This window comes from Stenotrophomonas sp. YJH_SMC_131 (assembly GCF_059367975.1).
In genome coordinates this window covers 31646-52692 of the sequence record NZ_JCAFRJ010000001.1, presented here as the reverse complement: position 1 = coordinate 52692, position 21047 = coordinate 31646, and the positions used below count along the sequence as shown (strand labels likewise).

The 21047-nt window shown below is 67.9% G+C and carries 24 protein-coding genes, 1 tRNA gene and 1 other RNA gene; 6 read left to right on the top strand and 20 right to left on the bottom strand.

Annotated features, from left to right (window positions below; genetic code table 11):
- The first annotated feature begins 33 nt into the window (after positions 1-33).
- The gene (locus AC5P56_RS00235) at positions 34-1260 is read left to right on the top strand and encodes an acetylornithine transaminase (protein ID WP_180835287.1); all 1227 of its coding nucleotides are present in this window, start codon (positions 34-36) and stop codon (positions 1258-1260) included.
- A gap of 144 nt (positions 1261-1404) precedes the next feature.
- Here AC5P56_RS00235 and AC5P56_RS00230 read toward each other — a convergent pair whose 3' ends face one another.
- Positions 1405-2007 carry an HAD-IA family hydrolase gene (locus AC5P56_RS00230; RefSeq protein WP_014648298.1) on the bottom strand — a complete coding sequence of 201 codons (603 nt, stop codon included), beginning with the start codon at positions 2005-2007 and terminating at the stop codon, positions 1405-1407.
- 123 nt (positions 2008-2130) lie between these two features.
- Here AC5P56_RS00230 and azu point away from each other — a divergent pair, with 123 nt between their 5' ends.
- A complete protein-coding gene (gene azu, locus AC5P56_RS00225; protein ID WP_032956045.1) occupies positions 2131-2580 on the top strand; it encodes an azurin in 450 nt (149 codons plus the stop codon).
- 72 nt (positions 2581-2652) lie between these two features.
- Here azu and hemL read toward each other — a convergent pair whose 3' ends face one another.
- Together hemL and thiE are read right to left on the bottom strand one after the other, a co-directional pair.
- Positions 2653-3942, bottom strand: coding sequence for a glutamate-1-semialdehyde 2,1-aminomutase (gene hemL / locus AC5P56_RS00220; RefSeq protein ID WP_495231379.1), 1290 nt, complete (start codon positions 3940-3942; stop codon positions 2653-2655).
- A 16-nt stretch (positions 3943-3958) separates the two neighbouring features.
- Positions 3959-4585, bottom strand: a complete 627-nt coding sequence (thiE, locus tag AC5P56_RS00215; protein WP_046432341.1) for a thiamine phosphate synthase — start codon at positions 4583-4585, stop codon at positions 3959-3961.
- Between the two features lie 34 nt (positions 4586-4619).
- On the opposite strand from thiE, the gene AC5P56_RS00210 reads away from it, so the two are divergent.
- The gene (locus AC5P56_RS00210) at positions 4620-4844 is read left to right on the top strand and encodes a rubredoxin (protein ID WP_075076014.1); all 225 of its coding nucleotides are present in this window, start codon (positions 4620-4622) and stop codon (positions 4842-4844) included.
- A gap of 40 nt (positions 4845-4884) precedes the next feature.
- Here the strand turns inward: AC5P56_RS00210 and AC5P56_RS00205 are convergent, their stop codons facing one another.
- From AC5P56_RS00205 to AC5P56_RS00170, 8 genes are all read right to left on the bottom strand, one after another.
- Complete coding sequence (locus AC5P56_RS00205; protein ID WP_024957828.1) at positions 4885-5730, bottom strand: SirB1 family protein; 846 nt, start codon at positions 5728-5730, stop codon at positions 4885-4887.
- Between the two features lie 158 nt (positions 5731-5888).
- Positions 5889-6335 (bottom strand): DUF192 domain-containing protein, encoded by a 447-nt coding sequence (locus AC5P56_RS00200; RefSeq protein WP_014648292.1) that lies wholly within the window; start codon positions 6333-6335, stop codon positions 5889-5891.
- Between the two features lie 21 nt (positions 6336-6356).
- Complete coding sequence (rpiA, locus tag AC5P56_RS00195; RefSeq protein WP_014648291.1) at positions 6357-7004, bottom strand: ribose-5-phosphate isomerase RpiA; 648 nt, start codon at positions 7002-7004, stop codon at positions 6357-6359.
- A 22-nt stretch (positions 7005-7026) separates the two neighbouring features.
- Positions 7027-7506: an EVE domain-containing protein gene (locus AC5P56_RS00190; RefSeq protein ID WP_495231378.1), complete on the bottom strand. Its 480-nt coding sequence runs from the start codon at positions 7504-7506 to the stop codon at positions 7027-7029.
- A complete protein-coding gene (locus tag AC5P56_RS00185) occupies positions 7503-8096 on the bottom strand; it encodes a 5-formyltetrahydrofolate cyclo-ligase (RefSeq protein WP_014648289.1) in 594 nt (197 codons plus the stop codon). Before AC5P56_RS00185 ends, AC5P56_RS00190 begins: the two co-directional genes overlap by 4 nt.
- Positions 8097-8179: 83 nt before the next feature.
- Positions 8180-8365: non-coding RNA, 6S RNA (gene ssrS / locus AC5P56_RS00180), on the bottom strand.
- 153 nt (positions 8366-8518) lie between these two features.
- Positions 8519-8815, bottom strand: coding sequence for a cell division protein ZapA (locus AC5P56_RS00175; RefSeq protein WP_005410899.1), 297 nt, complete (start codon positions 8813-8815; stop codon positions 8519-8521).
- Entirely contained in the window at positions 8812-9033 is a 222-nt protein-coding gene (locus tag AC5P56_RS00170; RefSeq protein ID WP_005410898.1) for a TIGR02449 family protein, read from the bottom strand. The genes AC5P56_RS00175 and AC5P56_RS00170 overlap by 4 nt, the downstream gene beginning before the upstream one ends.
- 154 nt (positions 9034-9187) lie before the next feature.
- Between AC5P56_RS00170 and AC5P56_RS00165 the strand changes: the two genes are divergently transcribed.
- Positions 9188-9736, top strand: a complete 549-nt coding sequence (locus AC5P56_RS00165; RefSeq protein WP_014648288.1) for a YecA/YgfB family protein — start codon at positions 9188-9190, stop codon at positions 9734-9736.
- A 5-nt stretch (positions 9737-9741) separates the two neighbouring features.
- Positions 9742-11064, top strand: coding sequence for an aminopeptidase P N-terminal domain-containing protein (locus AC5P56_RS00160; RefSeq protein WP_087786593.1), 1323 nt, complete (start codon positions 9742-9744; stop codon positions 11062-11064).
- 485 nt (positions 11065-11549) lie between these two features.
- On the opposite strand, the gene pepQ is transcribed toward AC5P56_RS00160, so the two are convergent.
- The 7 genes from pepQ to rph all read right to left on the bottom strand — a co-directional run bounded on the left by pepQ (position 11550) and on the right by rph (position 18798).
- On the bottom strand, positions 11550-12881 hold the full coding sequence (pepQ, locus tag AC5P56_RS00155) for a Xaa-Pro dipeptidase (RefSeq protein WP_046432334.1): 1332 nt from the start codon (positions 12879-12881) through the stop codon (positions 11550-11552).
- Positions 12882-12956: 75 nt separating this feature from the next.
- Positions 12957-13331, bottom strand: a complete 375-nt coding sequence (locus AC5P56_RS00150; protein WP_049440486.1) for a PilZ domain-containing protein — start codon at positions 13329-13331, stop codon at positions 12957-12959.
- Positions 13328-15607 (bottom strand): DUF1631 family protein, encoded by a 2280-nt coding sequence (locus AC5P56_RS00145; RefSeq protein WP_227864383.1) that lies wholly within the window; start codon positions 15605-15607, stop codon positions 13328-13330. The genes AC5P56_RS00150 and AC5P56_RS00145 overlap by 4 nt, the downstream gene beginning before the upstream one ends.
- A gap of 201 nt (positions 15608-15808) precedes the next feature.
- Positions 15809-17035: a radical SAM family heme chaperone HemW gene (gene hemW / locus AC5P56_RS00140; protein ID WP_288496532.1), complete on the bottom strand. Its 1227-nt coding sequence runs from the start codon at positions 17033-17035 to the stop codon at positions 15809-15811.
- Positions 17036-17093: 58 nt separating this feature from the next.
- Positions 17094-17690, bottom strand: a complete 597-nt coding sequence (rdgB, locus tag AC5P56_RS00135) for an RdgB/HAM1 family non-canonical purine NTP pyrophosphatase (protein WP_134809243.1) — start codon at positions 17688-17690, stop codon at positions 17094-17096.
- Complete coding sequence (locus tag AC5P56_RS00130; protein ID WP_288496531.1) at positions 17687-18076, bottom strand: VOC family protein; 390 nt, start codon at positions 18074-18076, stop codon at positions 17687-17689. Before AC5P56_RS00130 ends, rdgB begins: the two co-directional genes overlap by 4 nt.
- Positions 18073-18798 (bottom strand): ribonuclease PH, encoded by a 726-nt coding sequence (rph, locus tag AC5P56_RS00125; protein WP_014648280.1) that lies wholly within the window; start codon positions 18796-18798, stop codon positions 18073-18075. Before rph ends, AC5P56_RS00130 begins: the two co-directional genes overlap by 4 nt.
- A 124-nt stretch (positions 18799-18922) precedes the next feature.
- Between rph and AC5P56_RS00120 the strand changes: the two genes are divergently transcribed.
- On the top strand, positions 18923-19783 hold the full coding sequence (locus AC5P56_RS00120) for a YicC/YloC family endoribonuclease (RefSeq protein WP_005410888.1): 861 nt from the start codon (positions 18923-18925) through the stop codon (positions 19781-19783).
- Between the two features lie 57 nt (positions 19784-19840).
- Here AC5P56_RS00120 and selD read toward each other — a convergent pair whose 3' ends face one another.
- Together selD and AC5P56_RS00110 are read right to left on the bottom strand one after the other, a co-directional pair.
- Entirely contained in the window at positions 19841-20920 is a 1080-nt protein-coding gene (gene selD / locus AC5P56_RS00115) for a selenide, water dikinase SelD (protein WP_126411320.1), read from the bottom strand.
- Positions 20921-20946: 26 nt separating this feature from the next.
- Positions 20947-21042 (bottom strand) — tRNA-Sec (locus AC5P56_RS00110).
- Between the last annotated feature and the right edge of the window lie 5 nt (positions 21043-21047).

The window sequence follows — 21047 nt, the reverse complement described above, 5'->3', positions numbered from 1 at the left end:
GAGAATGGGGATTCCTGAACCCTGCCGACTGCCATGACCGCCGCTACCGATCCGCTGATCTCCCTTTCGCACTATTACCTGCCGGTCTACAAGCCCCGTCAGGTGGTACTGGAGCGAGGCCAGGGCGCCCGCGTGTGGGACAGCCAGGGCCGTGAGTTCATCGACCTGGCTGCCGGCATCGCCGTGTGCGGGCTGGGCCACAACGATCCGGACCTGGTGGCCGCACTGGTCGAGCAGGCCGGCAAGCTGTGGCACACCAGCAACGTGTTCTACAGCGCACCGCCGCTGCACCTGGCCGAGGAGCTGGTGAAGGCCAGCCGCTTCGCCGAGCGCGTGTTCCTGTGCAACTCCGGCGCCGAAGCCAACGAAGTGGCGATCAAGATGGTCCGCAAGTGGGCCTCCAGCCAGGGCCGCCCGGCCGACAAGCGGGTGATCATCACCTTCCGTGGCAGTTTCCACGGCCGCACCCTGGGCGCGGTGACCGCCACTGCCCAGCCGAAGTACCAGGAAGGCTACGAGCCGCTGCCCGGCGGCTTCCGCTACATCGATTTCAACGATGAAGTACAGCTGGAAACCGCGATGGCCGCCGGCGACGTGGCGGCGGTGATGCTGGAGCCGATCCAGGGCGAGGGCGGCGTGATGCCGGCCAAGTCCGGTTTCCTCAAGCGCGTGCGCGAACTGTGCGACCAGCACAACGCACTGCTGGTGCTGGACGAGATCCAGGCCGGCATGGGCCGCACCGGCACGCTGTTCGCGCACTGGCAGGACGACGTGGTGCCGGACATGGTTACCCTGGCCAAGGCACTCGGTGGCGGCTTCCCGATCGGCGCGATGCTGGCCGGCCCGAAGGTGGCCGAGACCATGCAGTTCGGCGCGCACGGCACCACCTTTGGTGGCAACCCGCTGGCTGCTGCGGTGGCCCGCGTGGCGCTGCGCAAGCTGGCCTCGGCGGAGATCGCCGCCAACGTCAGTCGCCAGTCCAAGGCGCTGCGCGATGGCTTCGCCCGCATCAACGACGAGTTCGGTGTGTTCAGCGACGTGCGTGGTCGTGGCCTGATGCTGGGCACGGTGCTGAGCAAGGACTTCGCCGGCCAGGCCGGTGCGATCCTCGACCACGCCGCCGAGCAGGGCCTGCTGACCCTGCAGGCCGGCCCGGACGTGCTGCGCTTCGTGCCGTCGCTGAACATCACCGACGAAGAAGTGGCCGAAGGCCTGAAGCGCCTGCGCGCGGCGATTGCCGCGTTCATCGCCGCGCGCTGAGGCCATCATGCCGGGGTCGGATCCCTCTCCTGCGGAGAGGGCTCTGACCCCGTTGCTGAGGAATGCCCGTAGAGCCGAGCCCATGCTCGGTTCATCGCGATGCCAGGCCACAGCAGCCGAGCATGGGCTCGGCTCTACAGTGGTTCACGCAATCCGGTAGCGCTTCAACACCTTGCCCAATCCCCGGCCATCGCGCACGGTTTCCGCGTGCAGGCCGGCAGCGCGCGCGCCACGCACATTGGCGAACAGGTCATCGACGAACAGCGTGCGCGAAGGTGCCACGCCCAGCGCTTCCAGCGTGCGCAGAAACACCGCCGGCGCCGGTTTGCGCAGGCCGAAATCCGCACTGCAGAACACGCGCGCCTGCAGGGCAGGAAACAGTTCCGGCAGCAGGGTGGGCAATGCCTGCTGCATCAGCGCGCCGTTGTTGGTCAGCACCGCGATTGGCAGTTGCAGGGCCTGCAATCGTTGCAACACGGCCGCCTGAGGATGGCTGGCGGCCCGTCGCGCCGCGGTCCATGCAGCCACATCGACAGTCGTGCCCAGAAGCTCTCCCAGCTGCGCCAGATAGGCCGGGCCATCCAGCGTGCCATTGTCATGCGCTGCTTCCAGCCCGCTGTCGTACAGCGCGGCCTGTACGGCGTGCGTCGGAACCTGCAGTGTCCGGGCCAGATGCAGCACGCGTTGCCCGCGCTGGTACTGCACCAGCACGCCATCCACATCCAGCAGCAACAGGTCGATCCGCATCGGCTGAGCATGCCATTGCGATGAGTGCGCGGGAAACCCTGGAGCTGGCATGCGACAGACGGTCGCAGACGGCGCCGCAGGGGGCTGCCTAGAATGGCGCTTGAATCCGCAGGAGATGCAATGATGAAGGCTTGGAGGGTGGCAGTGGGACTGGGTGCGCTGATGCTGGCGCCGTCGGCGATGGCGCGGGTGTGTGCGGTGAGCATCGACAGCACCGACCAGATGAGCTTCAGCAGCCGCGAGATCAAGGTTGCCGCTGATTGCACCGCCGTGGACCTGACCCTGCGCCATACCGGCAAGCTGGCGGTCACCGCGATGGGCCACAACTGGGTGCTGACCCGCAGCGCTGATTACCAGCCGGTGGCGATGGCGGGCATGCGCATGACCCTGGCTGACAGCTACCTGCCGAAGGCCGACAAGCGCGTGCTGGCGCACACCAAGGTGATCGGCGGCGGCGAGACCACGCGCGTGCGTTTCTCTACCCAGGGCCTGCAGAAAGGTGGCGACTACACCTTCTTCTGTTCGTTCCCCGGCCACTTCGCGATGATGAAGGGCAAGTTCCTCTTCGGTTAGAAAAAAAGGGGACGGAGGGGATTAAGTCGTTTGTGCACAAACGACTTAATCCCCTCCGTCCCCTTTTTGCGATCAGCCCTTGGTGGCCTTGAACGCCACGCGTGCAGCGGCGAGGGTGGCCTCGATCACCGCATCGTCGTGCGCGCTGGACAGGAAACCGGCTTCGTACGCCGACGGCGCCAGGAACACGCCCTGGTCCAGCATCGCATGGAAGAAGCGGTTGAACGCCGGGATGTCACAGGCAGTGGCCTGCGCATAGGTCTCCACCTTCTCGCTGGTGAAGAACAGCCCGAACATCCCGCCCACGCGGGTGGTGGTCACGGCCACGCCGGCTTCGGCGGCGGCCGCTTCCAGGCCGGCACACAGGCGCGCGGTGCGCTCGGCCAGGTCGGCGTGGAAGCCCGGCTGCTGGATCAGTTCCAGCATCGCCAGACCGGCGGCCATCGCCACCGGGTTGCCGCTCAGCGTACCTGCCTGGTAGATCGGGCCGGCCGGGGCGATCTGCTGCATCAGCTCGCGGCGGCCACCGTAGGCCCCGACCGGCATGCCGCCGCCAATGATCTTGCCGAAGGTGGTCAGGTCCGGGGTGATGCCGTAGTGCGCCTGCGCACCGCCGAGGGCGACGCGGAAGCCGGTCATCACCTCGTCGAAGATCAGCAGCGCGCCATGCTTCGTGCACAGTTCGCGCAGGTGCTGCAGGTAGCCCTCGCGCGGCGGGATGCAGTTGGCGTTGCCGACCACCGGCTCGATGATCAGGCCGGCAATGTCGTCACCCTGCTGCGCGAACAGCGCAGTGGCCGCTTCGAAATCGTTGTAGGGCAGGGTCAGGGTCAGTTCGCTCAGCCCGGCCGGGACGCCCGGCGAGGTCGGCACGCCCAGGGTCAGCATGCCGCTGCCGGCCTTGACCAGGAACGAGTCGCCATGGCCGTGATAGCAGCCTTCGAACTTCACGATGCGGTTGCGGCCGGTCGCACCACGCGCCAGGCGGATCGCCGACAGCGTGGCCTCGGTGCCGGAGTTGACCATGCGCACCATCTCGCACGACGGCACCAGGCGGGTGATGGTCTCGGCCATGGTCACTTCGGCTGCGCACGGCGCGCCGAAGGACAGGCCGTTGTCGATCGCCTTCTTCACCGCCTGGCGCACGGCCGGGTGGTTGTGGCCGACGATCATCGGGCCCCAGGAACCGACGTAGTCGATGTAGCGGTTGCCGTCGACGTCGTACAGGTAGGCGCCGTCGGCGCGCTCGACGAAGAACGGTTCGCCACCGACCGATTTGAACGCGCGTACCGGCGAATTGACGCCGCCCGGCAGCAGTTGCTGGGCGCGGGAGAACAGGGCGTGGGACTGGTCGTGGTTCATGGGGCTTTCCTGGGCGTTACGCGAACTGGGCGAGGTAGGCGCGCTGGGTCGCGACCGGGTCTTCGGCGGCGAACACGCTGCTGACCACGGCGACCAGATCGGCGCCGGCGTCGATGATGGGACCGACATTGTCCGGCGTCAGGCCGCCGATCGCCACCCGCGGCACGCCCAGTGCGGCGCTTTGCCGCAGCAGGTCGGTATGCGCGCGGCTGCTGGTGACCTTGGTCGTGGTCGGGAAGAACGCGCCGAAGGCCACGTAGCTGGCGCCGGCGGCCACGGCCTTCTCTGCATTGGCAAGCTGGTCGTAGCAGGAGGCGCCGATGATGGCCTCGGCACCGAGCAGGGCGCGTGCGCTGGGGATGTCACCGTCGGTGCCGCCCAGGTGCACCCCCGCCGCGCCAACGGCTTTGGCGAGCGCCGGGTCGTCGTTGACGATCAGCGGCACGCCGTGTTCCGCGCACAGCGCCTGCAGGGCGGTGGCCTGCTCCCGCCGCAGCGCGTCACTGGCGGTCTTGTTGCGGTACTGCAGCCAGGTGGCGCCAGCGGCCAGCAGCGGCGCGGTACGGGCCAGCAGGCGTGCGGTATCGGGCTCGTCCGGGGTGATCAGGTAGACGCCGCGGGGCGCCGGGGAAGCAGAAGTCATCGATGGCTACCGGTGAGTGGACCGCGATGGGACAATGGCGGCCCGTGAATCCAGCCCTGATTATCCGATGAGCGATGCCACCCCCACCACCTTGCGCACCTGGATGTGCGTGGTCTGCGGCTTCCTGTACAACGAAGCGGAGGGCCTGCCGGAGGAGGGCATCGCGCCGGGGACGCGCTGGGAGGACATTCCGGAGACCTGGACCTGCCCGGACTGCGGGGTCACCAAGGCCGATTTCGAGATGGTCGAGGTCGATTGATGAGGGTAGGTGTGGACTGTTGGTCCACACCCCGGCACCCTCAATGCAGCCGCGGCATCGGTCCGCCGAGGTCGATCAGCTTCTCGCGCAGCCACTGCGCATCACTGGCTTCCGGGTTGCGCTTCAGGTACTGCCCCAGATCGTGGCGGGCACCGGCCAGATACTCCAGTTGCAGGTAGGCCAGGCCGCGGTCACGCAGCGCATCGTCCTGCTCCGGGGCGAGCTTCAGCAGGCGGTCGGCACTGCGCGCGGCGCGGTCCCATTCGCCGGCCTCGGCATACACGCCGTGCAGGTTGCGCAGCATACGCATCAGGATCGCGCGCGCCGGCGCCGGGTCCAGAATCTGCGCCAGCACCTGGTCGTCGGGCATCTGCCCGCCCAGGTGTGACTTGGCGCGTTCGCGCAGTTCGTCCACGTCCAGCGGGCGACCACCATTGAACGGGTCCATCACCAGCACGCCGTCGTCCACCGGCAGGCGCACCAGGAAGTGGCCGGGGAAGGACACGCCGTCGAGCGGAATGCCCAGCCGCCGCGCGACTTCCATCTGCACCAGCGCCAGCGAGATCGGGTTGCCCAGCCGGCGCTCGAATACCTGGTTGAGGTAGCTGTTGCGCGGGTCGTAATACTCGTCGTGGTCGCCGCTGTAGCCCAGCTCGTCGAACAGGTGGCGGTTGATCGCCGCCATCTTCAATGGACTGTTGTCGATGCTCTCCACTTCCGAGCGGAGGTGGTCGACATGGCTCTGGATCAGCGCATCGTAGGTCGACGGCTGCAGATCGGGGTATTCATCGCGCGCGATCAGCAGCGCGGTCGGCAACAGTGGCAGCGCCTCGTCTTCGAGGTCGGCCAGTGCATCCCAGTCGGGGAGTGTGATCCGGTCCTGCATGGCCACAGACTGGCGTCATTCGCAGGCCGTTTCAAGCGGTGCCGCGTGAAAAATGCAGGGGTCAGATCCCTTTCGCGTGCGAAAGGGATCTGACCCCTGCAGGGTTGCCGGCCAGCGGCCGGCACTACTGCGGGTGCCGGGCGCAGCCCGGCCGTACCTTACTTTTCGATGCCCGGGCCGAATTTCAGCTCCGTGCCGTCCTTCAACTGCAGCTTCTCGGCCTGGCCGGCGTTGAGTTCCAGCACGTAGCGCGCCGGGCCACCGCTGGGGTAGGGCGGGCACATGTCGCCGGCCGAGCACGGCGGTACGTCGCGCTGCTGGCTGACCAGCCTGCGCTGGCTGTCGAAGTACAGGATGTCCAGCGCGATCCTGGTGTTCTTCATCCAGTACGCCTGCATTTCTTCGCGGTCGTGGATGAACAGCATGCCGTGGTCGGCCGCCATCTGGTCGCGGAACATCAGCCCGCGCGCGCGGGTTTCATCGTTGGTGGCCAGCTCCACCTGGTAGCGGGCGCCATCCAGCTCGACCCAATGGCGGGCCGCGTCGGTGGCACAGCCGGCCAGGGCCAGCAGCGGAAGCATCAGCAGCGAACGCAACAGCGACATCGTCAGGATCCTTCGGAAGGGTCAGAGCACGACCGGCGGCTCGCCGCCGACGATCACCACGTCGGCGCGACGGCGCGCGAACAGGCCCACGCAGACCACGCCCGGCAGTTGGTTGAGCTCGCGCTCCAGCTTTTCCGGATCGGTGATCTGCAGGTTGTGGATGTCCAGGATCTGGTTGCCATTGTCGGTGACCACGCCTTCGCGCCAGGTCGGCTGGCCGCCGGTCATGTCGCGGATCTGGCGGGCGACCAGGCTGCGCGCCATCGGGATCACTTCCACCGGCAGCGGGAACCTGCCCAGCACCGGCACCTGCTTGCTCGGGTCGACGATGCAGATGAAGCGCTCGCTGGCCTCGGCGATGATCTTCTCGCGGGTCAGTGCGGCGCCGCCGCCCTTGATCAGGCACTTGTTCGGATCGCACTCATCGGCGCCGTCCACGTACAGCGACAGGTTGCCGCTGTGGTTCAGCTCGATCACTTCGATGCCGTGTTGCTTCAGGCGCGCGGTGCTCTGCTCGGAGCTGGACACGGCGCCCTTGATGCGGTGCTGGATGCGGGCCAGAGCATCGATGAAATAGGCCACGGTGGAACCGGTGCCGACACCGACGATCATGCCGTCTTCGACGTATTCGATGGCTTTCTCGGCGGCCAGGCGCTTGGCTTCGGACATGGGAGAACTCTCAGGCAGGGAATCAGGATTTCTTTTCCAGCGACAGCAGCAGCTTCAACTGCGCGGCGGTCACCGGGAACACCGACAGGCGGTTGCCCTTGGCAACCAGCGGGAAGCCTTCGCCCAGTTCCTCGGCGTGCAGCTTGATCTCGTCCAGCGCGATCACCTGCTTCAGCTTGCGGTCGAAGGCCACGTCCACCAGCATCCAGCGCGGGTTCTCGCGCGTGCTCTTGGGGTCGTAGTAGTCGGATTTTGGATCGAACTGGGTGTCGTCCGGATAGGCGGTGCTGGCCACCGTGGCCAGGCCGACGATGCCCGGCACCTTGGTATTGGAGTGGTAGAACAGGATGCCGTCGCCCACCTGCATGCCATCGCGCATGAAGTTGCGCGCCTGGTAGTTGCGCACCCCGTTCCAGGGTTCGACCTTGACCTTGGCCAGGTCATCGATGGAGAAGGCGTCCGGTTCGGACTTCATCAGCCAGTAGCGCTTGCGGGCGGTCATGCGTTCACGGGGGCAGCGGAGGGGAACAGGGTGCCGTCTTCGGTGCAGATCGCATCCACCGGCACGTCCCACGACGCCACCGGCAAGGACTCGACCTGCTGCACCGCGAACGCAGCACCGACCAGCCAGGGCGGCGCCGGCCGGTCATGGCGGAAGGCGAAGCTGCGATCATACCAGCCGCCCCCCATGCCCAGCCGCCGGCACTGTGCGTCGAAGCCCACCAGCGGGGCCACCACCAGCGCCATCTGCGCCGGTTCCAGCGTATCGTCCAGCGCTACGTCCGGTTCGGGAATGCCGTAGCGGTTGCTGGTCAGCGCCTGCCCCGGCCGCCACGGCGCGAAGCGCAGCACCTCGCCGGCCAGCACCGGCAGGCAGTAGGTGAGGCCTTCGGGCAGTTGCAGCTGCCAGCGGTGCAGGGCGATTTCGCCATCCAGCGCCCAGTAGCCGGCCACGGCGCCTTCGCGTGGGGTGAACGGCAGGGCGAGCAGGGCATCGGCAAGGGATTCGGCGGCAGCGATGCGCTCACCGGCGGAAAGGTCGCGGCGGCGTTGCCGCAGGTCGTGGCGCAGGGCCTGGCGCGGGTCGGTCATGGCAGCGTGCGGCAAGGATCAGCCGCCATTGTGCCGGAAAGAACAAGGGCGACGCCCGAAGACGCCGCCCTTGCTGGAATATTGCATTCTCCGCAATGTCGATGCATGCGAAACGACCTTGAACCCGGGGGCTCAAGTGGGAACGCTGGAGAACCATCGGGCTTCCCGCTACAAGGCGGACCTGCACTCCCGGCGCTGTCGCGCTCCCGGTGTCGTTCTTAAGGGACAAGGCGAATGTTTGCACATGCCGTCGAGTACCGCAGAGAACGCGTGGCCATTATAGCCAGCGTGCAGGATCTGGATAGGCCGTTCGTCGGCAACAGTCCGTGCCAATTCAGATATGCGAAAAGGGGACGGAGGGGATTAAGACGTTTCCGGCACGGATGGGGCGAATGCGCCTTAATCCCCTCCGTCCCCTTTTTCTAGGGGGTGCCGTCGATCGCGCGGTCGAGGCGCCTGTTCAGGTCGGCCAGCGTCTGCTGCAGGGCCACGGCCTGGCGGGCGTTCTCGTCGCGCAGCAGCTGCAGTTCGTGGGCCAGGTTCAGTGCGGCCAGCACGGCGACGCGGTCGACGGCGGCCATGCGGTTGCTGCCGCGGATTTCGCGCATGCGCGCATCGAGCAGGCGCGCGGCGGCCATCAGGCTGTCGCGTTCATCGCCGCCGACACCCACCGTGTATTCACGATCGAGGATGCGGACACTGACCGGTTCGGCGCTCATGTGTGCTGCTCCAGGGATTTGAGCCGGCTGATCATTGCTTCCACCCGCGAGCGTGCCTGCTCGTTCTTGGCCAGCAGCGTGGAACGCTCGGCCACCAGCTGTTCCTGCTGGTGGCGCAGGCTGCGGTTCTCCTCGGCCAGGCGCTGGTTGCGTTCGAGCAACGCTTCCACGCGGGCGGCGAAGTCCTGCAGCTGGGCAAGGGGATCGGCGGGTTCCATGCGGGCACGATAGGCAAGCCGGGCAAGGGCGGTCAAGCGTTGTCGCAGCAAGGCCTGGCGGTCGCAGAGAGGACGCCGCCGGGTTGCTACACTACGGGGTCTCACGGGCGCGCGCGTGCGCGCCCCGGGTTTCCTTCTCCGAACGAGCCGCACGATGACCGAACTTCCCTCCGTCGACGACGTTACCCGCGCCAGCCAGGAACTGGGCCTGGGCGCTACCGCTGCCGAGCTGCACGGTGCGCTGTGTGGCTGGCTGGCCGCCGGTGGCGCCCCCGGCAACGACTGGCCGGCACGGGTGCTGGCCGACGACAACCTGCCGCCGGTGGCCGCCGACAGCGTGCTGGGGCAGCTGCTGCAGGCGACCATCAAGCAGCTGGAAGACCGCGACTTCGCCTTCGAACTGCTGCTGACAGACGGCGACGACGTGTCCGCGCAGGCCGATGCCATGTTCAGCTGGACCCGCTCGTTCCTGGGTGGTTTCGGCCTGGGCAGCGGCGGCCGCCGCCCGACCTTGTCCGAAGAGGGTGAAGAAGCGCTGACCGACATGGCCAGCCTGGCACGCGCCTCCAGCGAGGATTTCGAAGCGGGTGGCGATGATGACGACGAAGCCCTGTCGGAGATCGAGGAGTTCATCCGCGTGGCGGTACTGCTGCTGCACGGTGACGTGGTGCTGGCCTCGCGCCATCGGCAGCGCCTGAACTGATGGACATCAAGCAGCGCACCGGCATCGCGGCCGGCGAATACAAGCGTCGGCGCCGCCAGCTGATGGACATGGCCGGCGAGGACGCGATCCTGGTGCTGCCGGCCGCGGCCGAGAAGGTGCGCAGCCTCGATACCCATTACCCGTTCCGCCAGGACTCGGACTTCCAGTACCTGAGCGGTTTCCCGGAGCCGGAGGCGGTATTGGTGCTGATCCCGGGCCGGCGCCACGGCGAGGCCATCCTGTTCTGCCGCGAACGTGATGCCGAGCGCGAAGCCTGGGACGGCAGCCGTGCCGGCCAGGAAGGCGCGGTGGCGCAGTACGGCATGGACGATGCGTACCCGATCGATGATCTGGACGACATCCTGCCGGGCCTGTTGGAAGGCCGTTCGCGCGTCTACTACCACTTCGGTCGCGACGCCGATTTCGACCTGAAGCTGATCGGCTGGGTCAACCGCGTGCGTTCGCAGGTGCGCCACGGCGCGCAGCCGCCGCATGAATTCCTTGAACTGGGCCATCTGCTGCACGAGCAGCGCCTGTTCAAGTCCGGTGCGGAAGTTGCATTGATGCACCACGCCGCGCAGATCAGCGTGCGTGCGCATCTGGCGGCGATGAAGGCTGCCAGGGCCGGCATCCACGAATACGAGCTGCAGGCCGAGCTGGAACGCGTGTTCCGCGCCAGCGATGCAGTGCCGGCGTATTGCAGCATCGTCGGTGCGGGCCGCAACGGTTGCATCCTGCATTACCGGGACAACAACGCGCGTTCGCGCGACGGCGAGCTGGTGCTGATCGACGCCGGTGCCGAGTACCGTGGCTACGCCAGCGACATCACCCGCACGTTTCCGGTGAATGGCCGCTTCAGCGCCGAGCAGCGTGCACTGCACGACCTGGTCGGCGATGCGCAGGCCGCCGCGCTGGCCCAGGCCAGGCCGGGCGTGCCGTACGAGGCCGGTCACCTGGCCGCGGTGCAGACCCTGACCGAGGGCCTGCTGCGGCTGGGCCTGCTGAAGGGGACGCTGGAAAAGAACCTGTCCGAAGGCCTGTACCAGCGTTTCTACCGGCACAAGACCGGGCACTGGATCGGGCTGGACGTGCACGATGTGGGCGATTACCGCCTGGCGGGCGATTCGCGGCTGCTGGAGCCGGGCATGGCATTCACCATCGAGCCGGGGCTGTACATCGGCGTGGACGATACGACGGTGGAACCGCGCTGGCGCGGCATCGGCATCCGTACCGAGGATGATGTGCTGATCACCGACGACGGTCATCGCGTGCTGACCGAAGGTCTGGCGCGCAGCGCCGACGAGATCGAAGCGGTGATGGCGGGGTAAGGGGTGTTCTGCAGGGCTTGCAGCCCTGCACCCGCAGAGGCAACAGCAAGAGCAACAGCAACAGCGCGCATTCCGTGGGATGGCGGGGCACTGTGGGTGTGCGGGGACGCCGTGAACCCATCCATGGGGGCTTGGTCGCGGCATCCATGCCGCTCACACCCCGCAAACCCACAGTACCCCGCCTTCGACAGGTTCACGCGGCTGTTGGCAACCGCGGTTATTGGCACGCGCGGCTGTTGGTAGGTGTCGACCTTGGTCGACACGGAGCGAGCGCAGCGAGCGACCCGCTTCTGCTTTTCTTTCTTCTTTTTCCGTGGTTGGACGCAGCAGGAAACTGTCAAAGGACGGGCGGGGTGGGTTTGCAGGACCGTTGGCGCCATGGATGGCGCCATCGAGCCCCCATGGATGGGTTTACGGCGTGTCCTGCAAACCCACCCCGCCCGGCCAAGCGCGGCCTTTGATATCAGCGCCCAACCACGAGGGGCTCAGCCGTTCGCCGCCGCAAACGCCGGCCGCGTCAGGTTGTCCGCCTCGCCCTCGGTGCACAGCACTTCGTCTTCAATGCGGATGCCACCATACGGACGGAAGAAATCCACGCGGTCCCAGTTGATCGCATCACCATGGCCGGCGTCCTTCACTTCGTTCAACAGCATGTCGATGAAGTACAGGCCCGGTTCAATGGTCACCACCATGCCCGGTTCCAGTACGCGGGTCAGGCGCAGGTACGGGTGGCCCGCCGGGCGCTCGATGCGGCCGCCCTCGTCGCTGGCCGCGAAACCGGCCACGTCGTGCACCTGCAGGCCGATCAGGTGGCCGATGCCGTGCGGGAAGAACGCGGCGCTGACGCCGGTCTCCAGCGCGGTCTGCGGCGAGACCTTGATCACGCCGAAGTCCTTCAGCACGCCCATCAGCGAAAGATGTGCGTCCACGTGCAGCTGCCTGTAGTCGAAGCCCGGGCGCACCGCTGCGCACATCTGCTGCTGGGCGGCGTCGACGGCAGCAATCATCGCAGCGAATTCGTCGTGGCCCTGCGCGGCGTAGGTACGGGTGATGTCGCTGGCGTAGCCGTGCGCGCTGGCGCCTGCATCGATCAGGAAGCTGCGCAGCGGCTGCGGCGCCTTGCGGCCCAGCTCGGTGTAATGCAGCACGGCGGCATGTTCATTGAGCGCCACGATGTTGCCGTAGGGCAGCTCGTTGGCATCCTGGCCCACTGCCTGGCAGTACGCCATGTGGATGCTGAATTCGTCGGCGCCGTTGCGGAACGCGGCTTCGGCGGCGCGGTGGCCGCGCACGCCCAGCACCTGCGCCTGGCGCATCAGCGCGATCTCATACGGCGTCTTGCTGCCGCGGTGCCATTCCAGGTAGTTCACCACCGGTGCCGGGTTGTTCGGCACGTACCTGCCCAGCGCGCTCTGCGGCTCGCCGAGGATCGCGCAGCGCGACGGGTCGGCCGGCAGCAGGGCCAGCGCCTCTTCGGGCTTGCGGATGATGTGGATGTCGAAGTGCTCCACCCACCAGCCACTCGGTGCGTCCGGTACCACGTGCCAGTAATCGAAGGGCTGGTGGAAGATCACCGCCGGGCGCTTGCCCGGGGTGAACACGATCCAGCTGTTGGGCACCCGGGTCAGCGGCAGCCAGGCCTTGAACTGCGGATTGACCGCGTACGGGTAGTCGCGATCGTCGAACACCTGGTAGTGCAGGGTGCCGCTGGGCACGACCAGATGGTCGAAGCCGCCGCGGGCCAACGCCTGTTCGGCACGTCGGCACAGCACGGCCAGGTGGTCGGGGTACAGGGCGCCGGGGTCTTGCTGGATCATTGCGGTGGCTCGACACGGAAAACGGCCCTAGATTCTGCCGCATACCGGGAAAAACCGCTGTGCTGGAACCGGCACTCAGGCCGTCGAAACCGGTGCCTCGTCGCTGTCTTCGCCTATCCACTGGCGCAGCAGCTGCCGATGTTCGCGTGACAGGGTGAGGAAGCGGAAACCGGTCCAGCTCTGGCCGGGCACATGCGCCGGCTCGCTCCACAGCAGGTGCACGCCCACGTCAATGGCCTCGTGGCGGCCGTCACTGATCGGCAACGGGAAGCGGAACTGGTACAGCGCGTCCTCGCGCAGCGGGGTGCTGGCCAGCATCAACATGCCAGTCTCGGAGACATTGCCGAGCCGGCCCACCACGCATTCGCGCATCTGGTCGGTGACCGGTACCAGGTCCGAGACCTGGCGACGCGGCGCGCGGCGGGTGTCCTGCGGCGGTTGCACGTTCAAACGGACGCCTCCTTGTAACGGCCGCCGGCCAGCGCACGCAGCGCACCGAGGCTGGCCTGCCATGCGCGATCGACCAGCCGCCCCTTGTCTTCGGTGACCAGCTGCGCACGTCCGGCGCTGAGCTGCCGGGCCAGCGTATCAAGGTCGGTATCGGCGATCTTCTGCCCGCGCGGATTGACGAACAGGGCGTGGCCGGTCAGCAGGCTGTACCAGGACAGGCGCTGGCGGCGCAGGGTGCCGTCACCGTTGTCGATGTCGAACCAGCTGCCAAAGGGCAGGGTCACGAGCTGCTGGTAGGCCGCCTCTTCGGCGCTGCTGCGCGGCGTGCGCGGGGCGTCGGCGCTGCCGCTGGCAGCATGTTCGCCCAGTCGTGCACGTGCCTTCAGGCGCGCACTGAGCTCGGTGCGCGAGGTGCTTTCATCCTCGCCTCCTGGCGTGGCCAGGCGGCGCGCAACGGCGGCGGCTTCCTCGGCGTGATAGCCGACCTGCACGAGCGCCGATTCCACCTCGTTGGCCAGCACTGCATCGGTGCCACCGTTGGCATCGACGGCCTGCGCGGTCACCGCGGCGATGCGCTCGGTCTGTAGCAGGCGTTCCTGCCACTGCGGCGAATCTTCGCCATGGCGCAGGCGGGTGAGGGTGAGTGCATCGGCCCAGGCCTGGCGCAGCAGGGTCTGCACGAAGCGCGGCGGCGCCTGTGTGTCGCAGCACTGGTCGATCTGCGCATTGGCCTGGCGACGCGCCAGTTCCAGCCGTTCCTTGCCACGCGCGGCCTCGACGTGGCGGCGCTCGGCCAGTTCGGCGCGATGGGCCGCCGCGCGCTGATGCTGCTGCACGTCTTCGTTGGCGGCGGCGAAGGCCTCGGGCGAGCGTGCATCCTGGCCGAGCAGACCCTGCACGCTCTGCGCCATGCGCTGCAGCAGCTGGGGGTCCACGTCATCGTCGCCCAGCCAGTTGGCGCCGACTTCGGCAATCTGGTTGAGCAGTTCGCGTGCAGGGTGTTCATCGCGCACGAAGAAGCCGGGGTCGGCCATCGCCGCACGCGCCAGTGGTACCTGCAGGCGCGCCAGCAGGGCGGCCGGCACCGGGTCGGGGCGCTGCTGTTGCTGCACCTGCTGCATCAGCAGGCGCAGCAGGTCGAGGTTGTCGCGGTCGTGGCTGCCCAGCTGGGCCTGCGCGCCGTGCTCGCTGCGCAGCTGGGCGACCACCGCAGCCTGCAGGTCGGCGACGCCGGTGGCCGCGCTGGACTGGGCCTGCAGCCGCGCGAGGACCGCATCGACGGCCGCACTGGGCACGGCAGCGGTGTCCGCAGGAGGGGCAGTGGCATGGCGGGCCTGCTGCAGCAATTCATGCAGCGCACTGCCGGTGGACGTGGTCACGCCAGCGGTGGCTGCGCCCGGCGTACCCGCGTCGTTGAATGCGTCCTGCACCAGGTTCGACCAGGAACCGGCCGGAGCGGAGCCGTTCCAGCCGGTCAACGGCGCGGCGGAACGCTTGGCAGGCTGGGTCGTGCGGCCGCCGCCCACCGACTGGGTGATGATCCGCCGGGTGCTCGACGAGCGTGCCAGGTACGGGGTGTAGACCAGGCCCGGCAGCACGCCATGCTGGGCCAGCAGCGCATTGGCGCGGTCCAGCACATCGCCCAGGCGTTCCAGCACCTGCCGCTCGAAGCTGCGGTACAGCGCAAGCTGCACCTCCACGCCAAGGGCGTCCTGTTCGGCGATCCGGCGCACCATCGCGCACAGGGCCTGCGGTGCCAGTGGCAGGGTGTCGGCCTCGAACGCCGGCGCCGCCGCGAGCACGCCCAGGCGCTGTCCCAGCAGGTTCAACGTATTGGTTGAACGCAGGGTCTCGCGCCGGATCATTTCGGTCAGCAGCAGGTCGCGATCCACCTCGTGCTCATCGACCAGCGACAGGCCGAGCGTGCCCGGTAGCAGCGGCGGCGAAGCAGGGGCCACAGCGGCGGTGGACGGCTCGCGCAGGCCCGCCAGCGCTTCGGCCACGGCATCGAGCATGCGGTCGGCGAAATGGCCGGCGAAGGCGTGCAGCTGGCCACGCTGGGCCATCAGGTCCGCCTGCTGCATCGGATTGCGTGCACGGTCGGCGTCGTGCAGCAGCGTCTGCTCCAGCGCTTCGACGGTCAGGATCAGGGGCGCGGCCAGCGTTTGCCGGCACAGGCCGATCAACGCACCCAGCAGTTCACGCACCCGCGATGGCAGGTCGCTGGCGGCCAGGCGTGCTTTGTCGGCAGAGGTGATGGAAAAGACAGCTGACATCGGCGAGCGGTACCCGGATTCCCGCGGATCGATCCTGTGAATCTACCGTGTCGGCCGCAGTCGGCGCTACTTTAGGCTGAACGTGTCTCACGTTCATCGGGCAGGGCCGACGGATGAACGGTAGTGCCTGCCGCTGGCCGGCAGCGCTGTCTTTACCAGAGTGCCGGCCAGCGGCCGGCACTACCCGGTATGGCGGAAGGCTTATTCCTCCAGGAACAGGCTCACCACATCGTTGGTGAACCGGCGGCCCAGCTCGGTCGGCTGCACATGACCCTCCGCCACCTCCAGCCAGCCGCGCTGGACGGCCTCGGCCAACGGAGCGTCCAGCACGCCGCGCGGCAGCCCGGTGCGCGACTCGAAATCGCGAAGGCCGAACCCTTCGTGCAGGCGCAGCAGGTTGAGCATGTACTCGAACGGCAGGCGCTCGGCTGCGATCACATCGTCACCGCCGAAAGAGGCCGGCGTGCCCGCGCTGTCCAGGTAGGCCTGCGGATGCTTCAGCTTCCAGCGGCGCAGCACGTGTTCTTCGGCGCCCGAGCTGATCTTGCCGTGCGCACCGGCACCGATGCCCAGGTAATCGCCGAAACGCCAGTAGTTCAGGTTGTGCGCGCTTTGCCGGCCGGGGCGCGCATAGGCGCTGACCTCGTACTGGCCAAAGCCGGCCTGCGCCAGCAGCGCCTGGCAGTGTTCCTGCATGTCCCAGGCGTTGTCTTCGTCGGGAATGCCCTGCGGCGGCCGCGCGAAGAACACCGTGTTCGGTTCCAGGGTCAGCTGGTAGTGCGAGATGTGCGCCGGCTGCAGTGCGAACGCACGCTCCAGGTCGGCCTCGGCGCCGGCCAGGGTCTGTTCCGGCAGCGCATACATCAGGTCGATGTTGAAATTGTCGTAGCCCGCGTCCTGCGCCATCTTCACCGCGCGCTCGGCTTCGCCACTGTCGTGGATGCGGCCGAGGCGCTTGAGCATGGCGTCGTCGAAACTCTGGATGCCGAAGCTCAGGCGGTTCACGCCGGCCGCGCGGTAGCGGTCGAAACGGCCATGCTCGGCGGTGCCCGGGTTGGTTTCCAGGGTGATCTCGGCATTGGGGGCAAAGCGCAGGCGCGCGCTGGCCTGCTGCAGGAAGCGGTCGATCGCCTCCGGCGGGAACAGGCTGGGCGTACCGCCGCCGAAGAACACGCTGTGCACCACCCGGCCCCAGACCAGCGGCAGGTCCTGGTCCAGGTCGCGCAGCAGTGCATCGATGTAGGCCTCGAACGGCAACTCGCCCTTGGCCTGGTGCGAATTGAAATCGCAGTACGGGCATTTGCGCACGCACCACGGCAGGTGCACGTACAGCGACAGCGGTGGCGGCACCAGCCGCGGTGCGCTGTCGTAGTCAGCGGAGCAGGCTTCGCCGGGCAGGTGGTTGCAGTGGTCGTGGGCGTGCGGCATGGGCTTCATCGGTAGTGCCGGCCGTTGGCCGGCTTCCCTGGTTCGATCAGGTCGGGCGTCAGTACAGCGTCGCCAGCTGTTGCTTGAGCTGCTGCAGGGCAACGGCACGGTGGCTGATGGCGTTCTTCAGCGCCGGCTCCATTTCCGCGGCGGTCAGGCCGTGGGTGGTGTCCAGGAACACCGGGTTGTAGCCGAAACCATTCGTGCCACGCAGCTCACGGATGATCTGCCCTTCCCAGCGGCCTTCGCAGATCAGCGGCTGCGGGTCGGTGGCGTGGCGCAGCAGCACGATCACCGCATAGAAGCGGGCACTGCGCTGGCCATCGGGAATACCGGCCATCGCGTCCAGCAGCTTGGCGTTGTTGGCAGCGGCGTTGGTCGGGTGGCCGGCATAGCGCGCGCTGTACAGGCCCGGTGCACCACCCAGGGCATCGACGATCAGGCCGGAATCATCGGCCAGCGCCGGCAGGCCGGTCGCTTCGCAGGCGGCGCGTGCCTTCAGCAGCGCGTTCTCGACGAAGGTCAGGCCGGTCTCTTCCACATCGCCCAGGCCCAGCTCGGCGGCCGAGGTGATCTGCAGCGGCAGATCGGCGAGGATCTCCTGCATCTCCACCAGCTTGCCAGCGTTGTGGCTGGCCAGTACCAGCTTCTTCATTGACGGGGCTCCAACAGGTCCCAGGTGTTGCCATACAGATCGCGGAACACCGCGACCGTTGCATAGGGTTCTTCGCGCGGCGATTCCAGGAACTCGACGCCGGCGGCCAGCATCGCCGCGTGGTCGCGGTGGAAGTCGTCGGTGTTGAGGAAGAAGGCGACGCGGCCACCGGTCTGGTTGCCGATGCGGCTGCGCTGCGCCTCGTCGCTGGCACGGGCCAGCAGCAGGGCGGCGGCGCTGCCGTCGGTGGGGCCGACCACCACCCAGCGCTTGTGCCCCTGGTCGATGTCTTCGAGCAATGCGAAGCCGAGCTTGCCGGTGTACCAGGCAATGGCTTCGTCATAGTCGGCAACCACCAGGGTGGTCAGGGCGATGCGCCGGTTCATGCCGACAGCGCCGCCTGCTGCGCGGCCAGCAGCTCGGCCACGCCCTTCTCGGCCAGGCCCAACAGCGCGTCCAGTTCATCGCGACGGAAGGCGTGGCCTTCGGCGGTGCCCTGCAGCTCGATGAAGCCGCCACCGTCGTTCATCACCACGTTCATGTCGGTGTCGCAGTCGCTGTCTTCGGCGTAGTCCAGGTCCAGCACCGGGGTGCCGCGGTACACGCCCACCGACACTGCTGCAACTGCGCCCAGGACCGGGTTGCGCTTGATGTCGCCACGCTTCATCAGCACGTTCACCGCATCGACCAGGGCCACATAGGCGCCGGTGATGGCGGCGGTGCGGGTGCCACCGTCGGCCTGCAGCACGTCGCAGTCGAGGGTGATGGTGCGTTCGCCCAGCGCATTGCGGTCCACGCAGGCACGCAGGCTGCGGCCGATCAGGCGCTGGATCTCCAGCGTGCGACCGCCCTGCTTGCCACGGGCCGCTTCGCGGTCGCTGCGGGTATGGGTGGCGCGCGGCAGCATGCCGTACTCGGCGGTGACCCAGCCTTCGCCCTTGCCGCGCAGGAAGCCCGGCACGCGGTTCTCGACGCTGGCGGTGCACAGCACGCGGGTTTCGCCGAAGCACACCAGCACCGAACCTTCGGCGTGGCGGGTGAAGCCGCGTTGGATGACGACCGGGCGGAGCTGGTCGGGCTGGCGGCCGCTGGGGCGGGAATCGGACATGGTGCGGGTTCCGTAATGGCGAGGGAGTACGCCGCCACGCCCGCGGCCTTCACGGGGCGGGCAAGGGGGCTCTGGTGAGGGCGCTAGGGTACCATTCCCCCTTTGCACGCACCGGACACATTCCATGATTCGAAGCATGACCGCCTATGCCGGCGGCGAGCGGGTCACCCCGTGGGGCACGCTGGGCTGCGAGCTGCGCTCGGTCAACCACCGCTTCCTGGAGGTCGGCACCCGCCTGCCCGAGGAACTGCGGGCGCTCGAACCGCAGCTGCGCGAGCGTATCGCCGCGCGCCTGAGCCGCGGCAAGCTGGATCTGGTGATGCGCCTGCGCGCGCCGGAGGCGGCTGCCAACCTGCAGGTGGACGAGGCCCTGCTGGGCCAGCTGGGCCGCCTGGCCCACCGCCTGACCTCCGATTTCCCGAACCTGCAGGTCAGCTTCACCGATCTGCTGCAGCTGCCGGGCGTGACCCGCGGCGAGGCCACGGATGCCGCCGCCCTGCAGGTCGAGGCGCTGGCCCTGCTGGACCAGGTGCTGGACGGCTTCGTCGAAGCGCGTGAGCGCGAAGGCGGCAAGCTGGCTGCGGCCATCAGCGAACGCGTGGACGGCATCGAACGCATCGCCACCGAAGTGCGCACCTTGATTCCGGCCATTCGCGACGGCCAGCGCGCCAAGCTGGCCGCCCGTCTGGCTGACCTGCCGCACCCGGTCGACCCGGGCCGTGCGGAGCAGGAGCTGGTCCTGTGGCTGCAGAAGCTGGACGTGGATGAAGAGCTGGACCGGCTCGGCAGCCATATCGTCGAGATCCGCCGCGTGCTCAAGCAGCGCGAGCCGGTCGGCCGCCGCCTGGACTTCCTGCTGCAGGAGTTCAACCGCGAAGCCAATACGCTGGGCTCGAAGTCGGTGGACAGCCGCACGTCCAATGCTGCGGTGGAGCTGAAGGTGCTGATCGACCAGATCCGCGAGCAGGTGCAGAACATCGAATGATGTTGCATCCAGCGATACAGCAGGGGCGCCTTCGGGCGCCCTTGTCGTTCCAGCGCATCAGCGCACGCTGACGCCCGGCGCTCCTTCACCCAATCGCCCGACCACGGCGGCCTGGCCGAACCCTGCGTCGTGGAAGCAGGCCAGCACCGCATTCACTGCCTCCGGGGCGCAGGACACCAACAGCCCGCCACTGGTCTGCGGATCGGTCAGCAGTGGCTGCCAGTGGCCGGCCAAGCGCTCGGCGAAGCGCACTTCGGCGCCGTACGAGGCCCAGTTGCGGTTGGAGGCGCCGGTCACGCAGCCGCGCTGCAGCAGCTCCAGCGCCTGCGGCAGCAGCGGCACCTGTGCACTGTCCACTTCGGCAGCGACGCCGCTGGCGCGGCACACTTCCAGCAGGTGGCCGAGCAGGCCGAAGCCGGTGACGTCGGTCATCGCGTGCACGCCGTCCAGCGCGGCCAGCGGCACGCCCACGCTGTTCAGGCGGGTGGTCGACGCGATCATCTGCCGGTAGCCCTCTGCATCCAGCACTTCTTTCTTCAGCGCCGACGAGTACACGCCCACGCCCAACGGCTTGCCCAGCACCAGCACATCGCCGGCGCGGGCATCGGCATTGCGCTTGAGCCGTTGCGGGTCGAGCACGCCGATCGCGGCCAGGCCGTAGATCGGTTCCACCGAGTCAATGCTGTGACCGCCGGCCACCACGATGCCGGCATCGGCGCAGGCGCGTTCGCCACCTTGCAGGATGCCGCGGATGGTGTCCTGCGGCAGGGTGTTGATCGGCATGCCGACGATGGCCAGCGCGAACAGCGGCCGCGCGCCCATCGCGTACAGGTCCGACAGCGCGTTGGTGGCGGCAACGCGGCCGAAGTCGAACGGGTCGTCGACAATAGGCATGAAGAAATCGGTGGTGGCCACGATTGCCTGCCGGTCATCGAGGCGGTACACCGCGGCGTCGTCGCTGGTCTCGCGGCCAACCAGCAGTTCGGCCGGTGCGGGAAGTGCTGGAACGCCGCGCAGCAGTTCGCTCAGCACGCCCGGCGCGATCTTGCAGCCGCAGCCGCCGCCATGCGCGAGAGAGGTCAGTCGTCGCGTGGCATCGGCCGTGGATGGGGCGGGTGACTGCGCGTGCGTGGCCATGCCGACATCTCCTGCGGAAACACGAATGGCGGAAGGCAGCAGGAGTCGAACCTACCAGGGAACGATCGACGCCCCCTACTGGGTTTGAAGCCCAGCCGCATGCCCGGATGCGCATGCCTTCCGAAAG

What these genes read in the sequence shown, in the direction of transcription:
- rpiA (WP_014648291.1), bottom strand. Translation starts at nt 7,004, where the DNA reads ATGTCCGAAGCCAAGCGCCTGGCCGCCGAGAAAGCCATCGAATACGTC.
- AC5P56_RS00210 (WP_075076014.1), top strand. Translation starts at nt 4,620, where the DNA reads ATGGCGGCCCGTGAATCCAGCCCTGATTATCCGATGAGCGATGCCACC.
- AC5P56_RS00130 (WP_288496531.1), bottom strand. Translation starts at nt 18,076, where the DNA reads ATGAACCGGCGCATCGCCCTGACCACCCTGGTGGTTGCCGACTATGAC.
- AC5P56_RS00230 (WP_014648298.1), bottom strand. Translation starts at nt 2,007, where the DNA reads ATGCGGATCGACCTGTTGCTGCTGGATGTGGATGGCGTGCTGGTGCAG.
- azu (WP_032956045.1), top strand. Translation starts at nt 2,131, where the DNA reads ATGAAGGCTTGGAGGGTGGCAGTGGGACTGGGTGCGCTGATGCTGGCG.
- hemL (WP_495231379.1), bottom strand. Translation starts at nt 3,942, where the DNA reads ATGAACCACGACCAGTCCCACGCCCTGTTCTCCCGCGCCCAGCAACTG.
- AC5P56_RS00175 (WP_005410899.1), bottom strand. Translation starts at nt 8,815, where the DNA reads ATGAGCGCCGAACCGGTCAGTGTCCGCATCCTCGATCGTGAATACACG.
- selD (WP_126411320.1), bottom strand. Translation starts at nt 20,920, where the DNA reads ATGGCCACGCACGCGCAGTCACCCGCCCCATCCACGGCCGATGCCACG.
- AC5P56_RS00165 (WP_014648288.1), top strand. Translation starts at nt 9,188, where the DNA reads ATGACCGAACTTCCCTCCGTCGACGACGTTACCCGCGCCAGCCAGGAA.
- hemW (WP_288496532.1), bottom strand. Translation starts at nt 17,035, where the DNA reads ATGCCGCACGCCCACGACCACTGCAACCACCTGCCCGGCGAAGCCTGC.
- AC5P56_RS00235 (WP_180835287.1), top strand. Translation starts at nt 34, where the DNA reads ATGACCGCCGCTACCGATCCGCTGATCTCCCTTTCGCACTATTACCTG.
- AC5P56_RS00190 (WP_495231378.1), bottom strand. Translation starts at nt 7,506, where the DNA reads ATGACCGCCCGCAAGCGCTACTGGCTGATGAAGTCCGAACCGGACGCC.
- AC5P56_RS00185 (WP_014648289.1), bottom strand. Translation starts at nt 8,096, where the DNA reads ATGACCGACCCGCGCCAGGCCCTGCGCCACGACCTGCGGCAACGCCGC.
- rdgB (WP_134809243.1), bottom strand. Translation starts at nt 17,690, where the DNA reads ATGAAGAAGCTGGTACTGGCCAGCCACAACGCTGGCAAGCTGGTGGAG.
- AC5P56_RS00200 (WP_014648292.1), bottom strand. Translation starts at nt 6,335, where the DNA reads ATGTCGCTGTTGCGTTCGCTGCTGATGCTTCCGCTGCTGGCCCTGGCC.
- AC5P56_RS00145 (WP_227864383.1), bottom strand. Translation starts at nt 15,607, where the DNA reads ATGTCAGCTGTCTTTTCCATCACCTCTGCCGACAAAGCACGCCTGGCC.
- AC5P56_RS00120 (WP_005410888.1), top strand. Translation starts at nt 18,923, where the DNA reads ATGATTCGAAGCATGACCGCCTATGCCGGCGGCGAGCGGGTCACCCCG.
- rph (WP_014648280.1), bottom strand. Translation starts at nt 18,798, where the DNA reads ATGTCCGATTCCCGCCCCAGCGGCCGCCAGCCCGACCAGCTCCGCCCG.
- pepQ (WP_046432334.1), bottom strand. Translation starts at nt 12,881, where the DNA reads ATGATCCAGCAAGACCCCGGCGCCCTGTACCCCGACCACCTGGCCGTG.
- AC5P56_RS00205 (WP_024957828.1), bottom strand. Translation starts at nt 5,730, where the DNA reads ATGCAGGACCGGATCACACTCCCCGACTGGGATGCACTGGCCGACCTC.
- thiE (WP_046432341.1), bottom strand. Translation starts at nt 4,585, where the DNA reads ATGACTTCTGCTTCCCCGGCGCCCCGCGGCGTCTACCTGATCACCCCG.
- AC5P56_RS00170 (WP_005410898.1), bottom strand. Translation starts at nt 9,033, where the DNA reads ATGGAACCCGCCGATCCCCTTGCCCAGCTGCAGGACTTCGCCGCCCGC.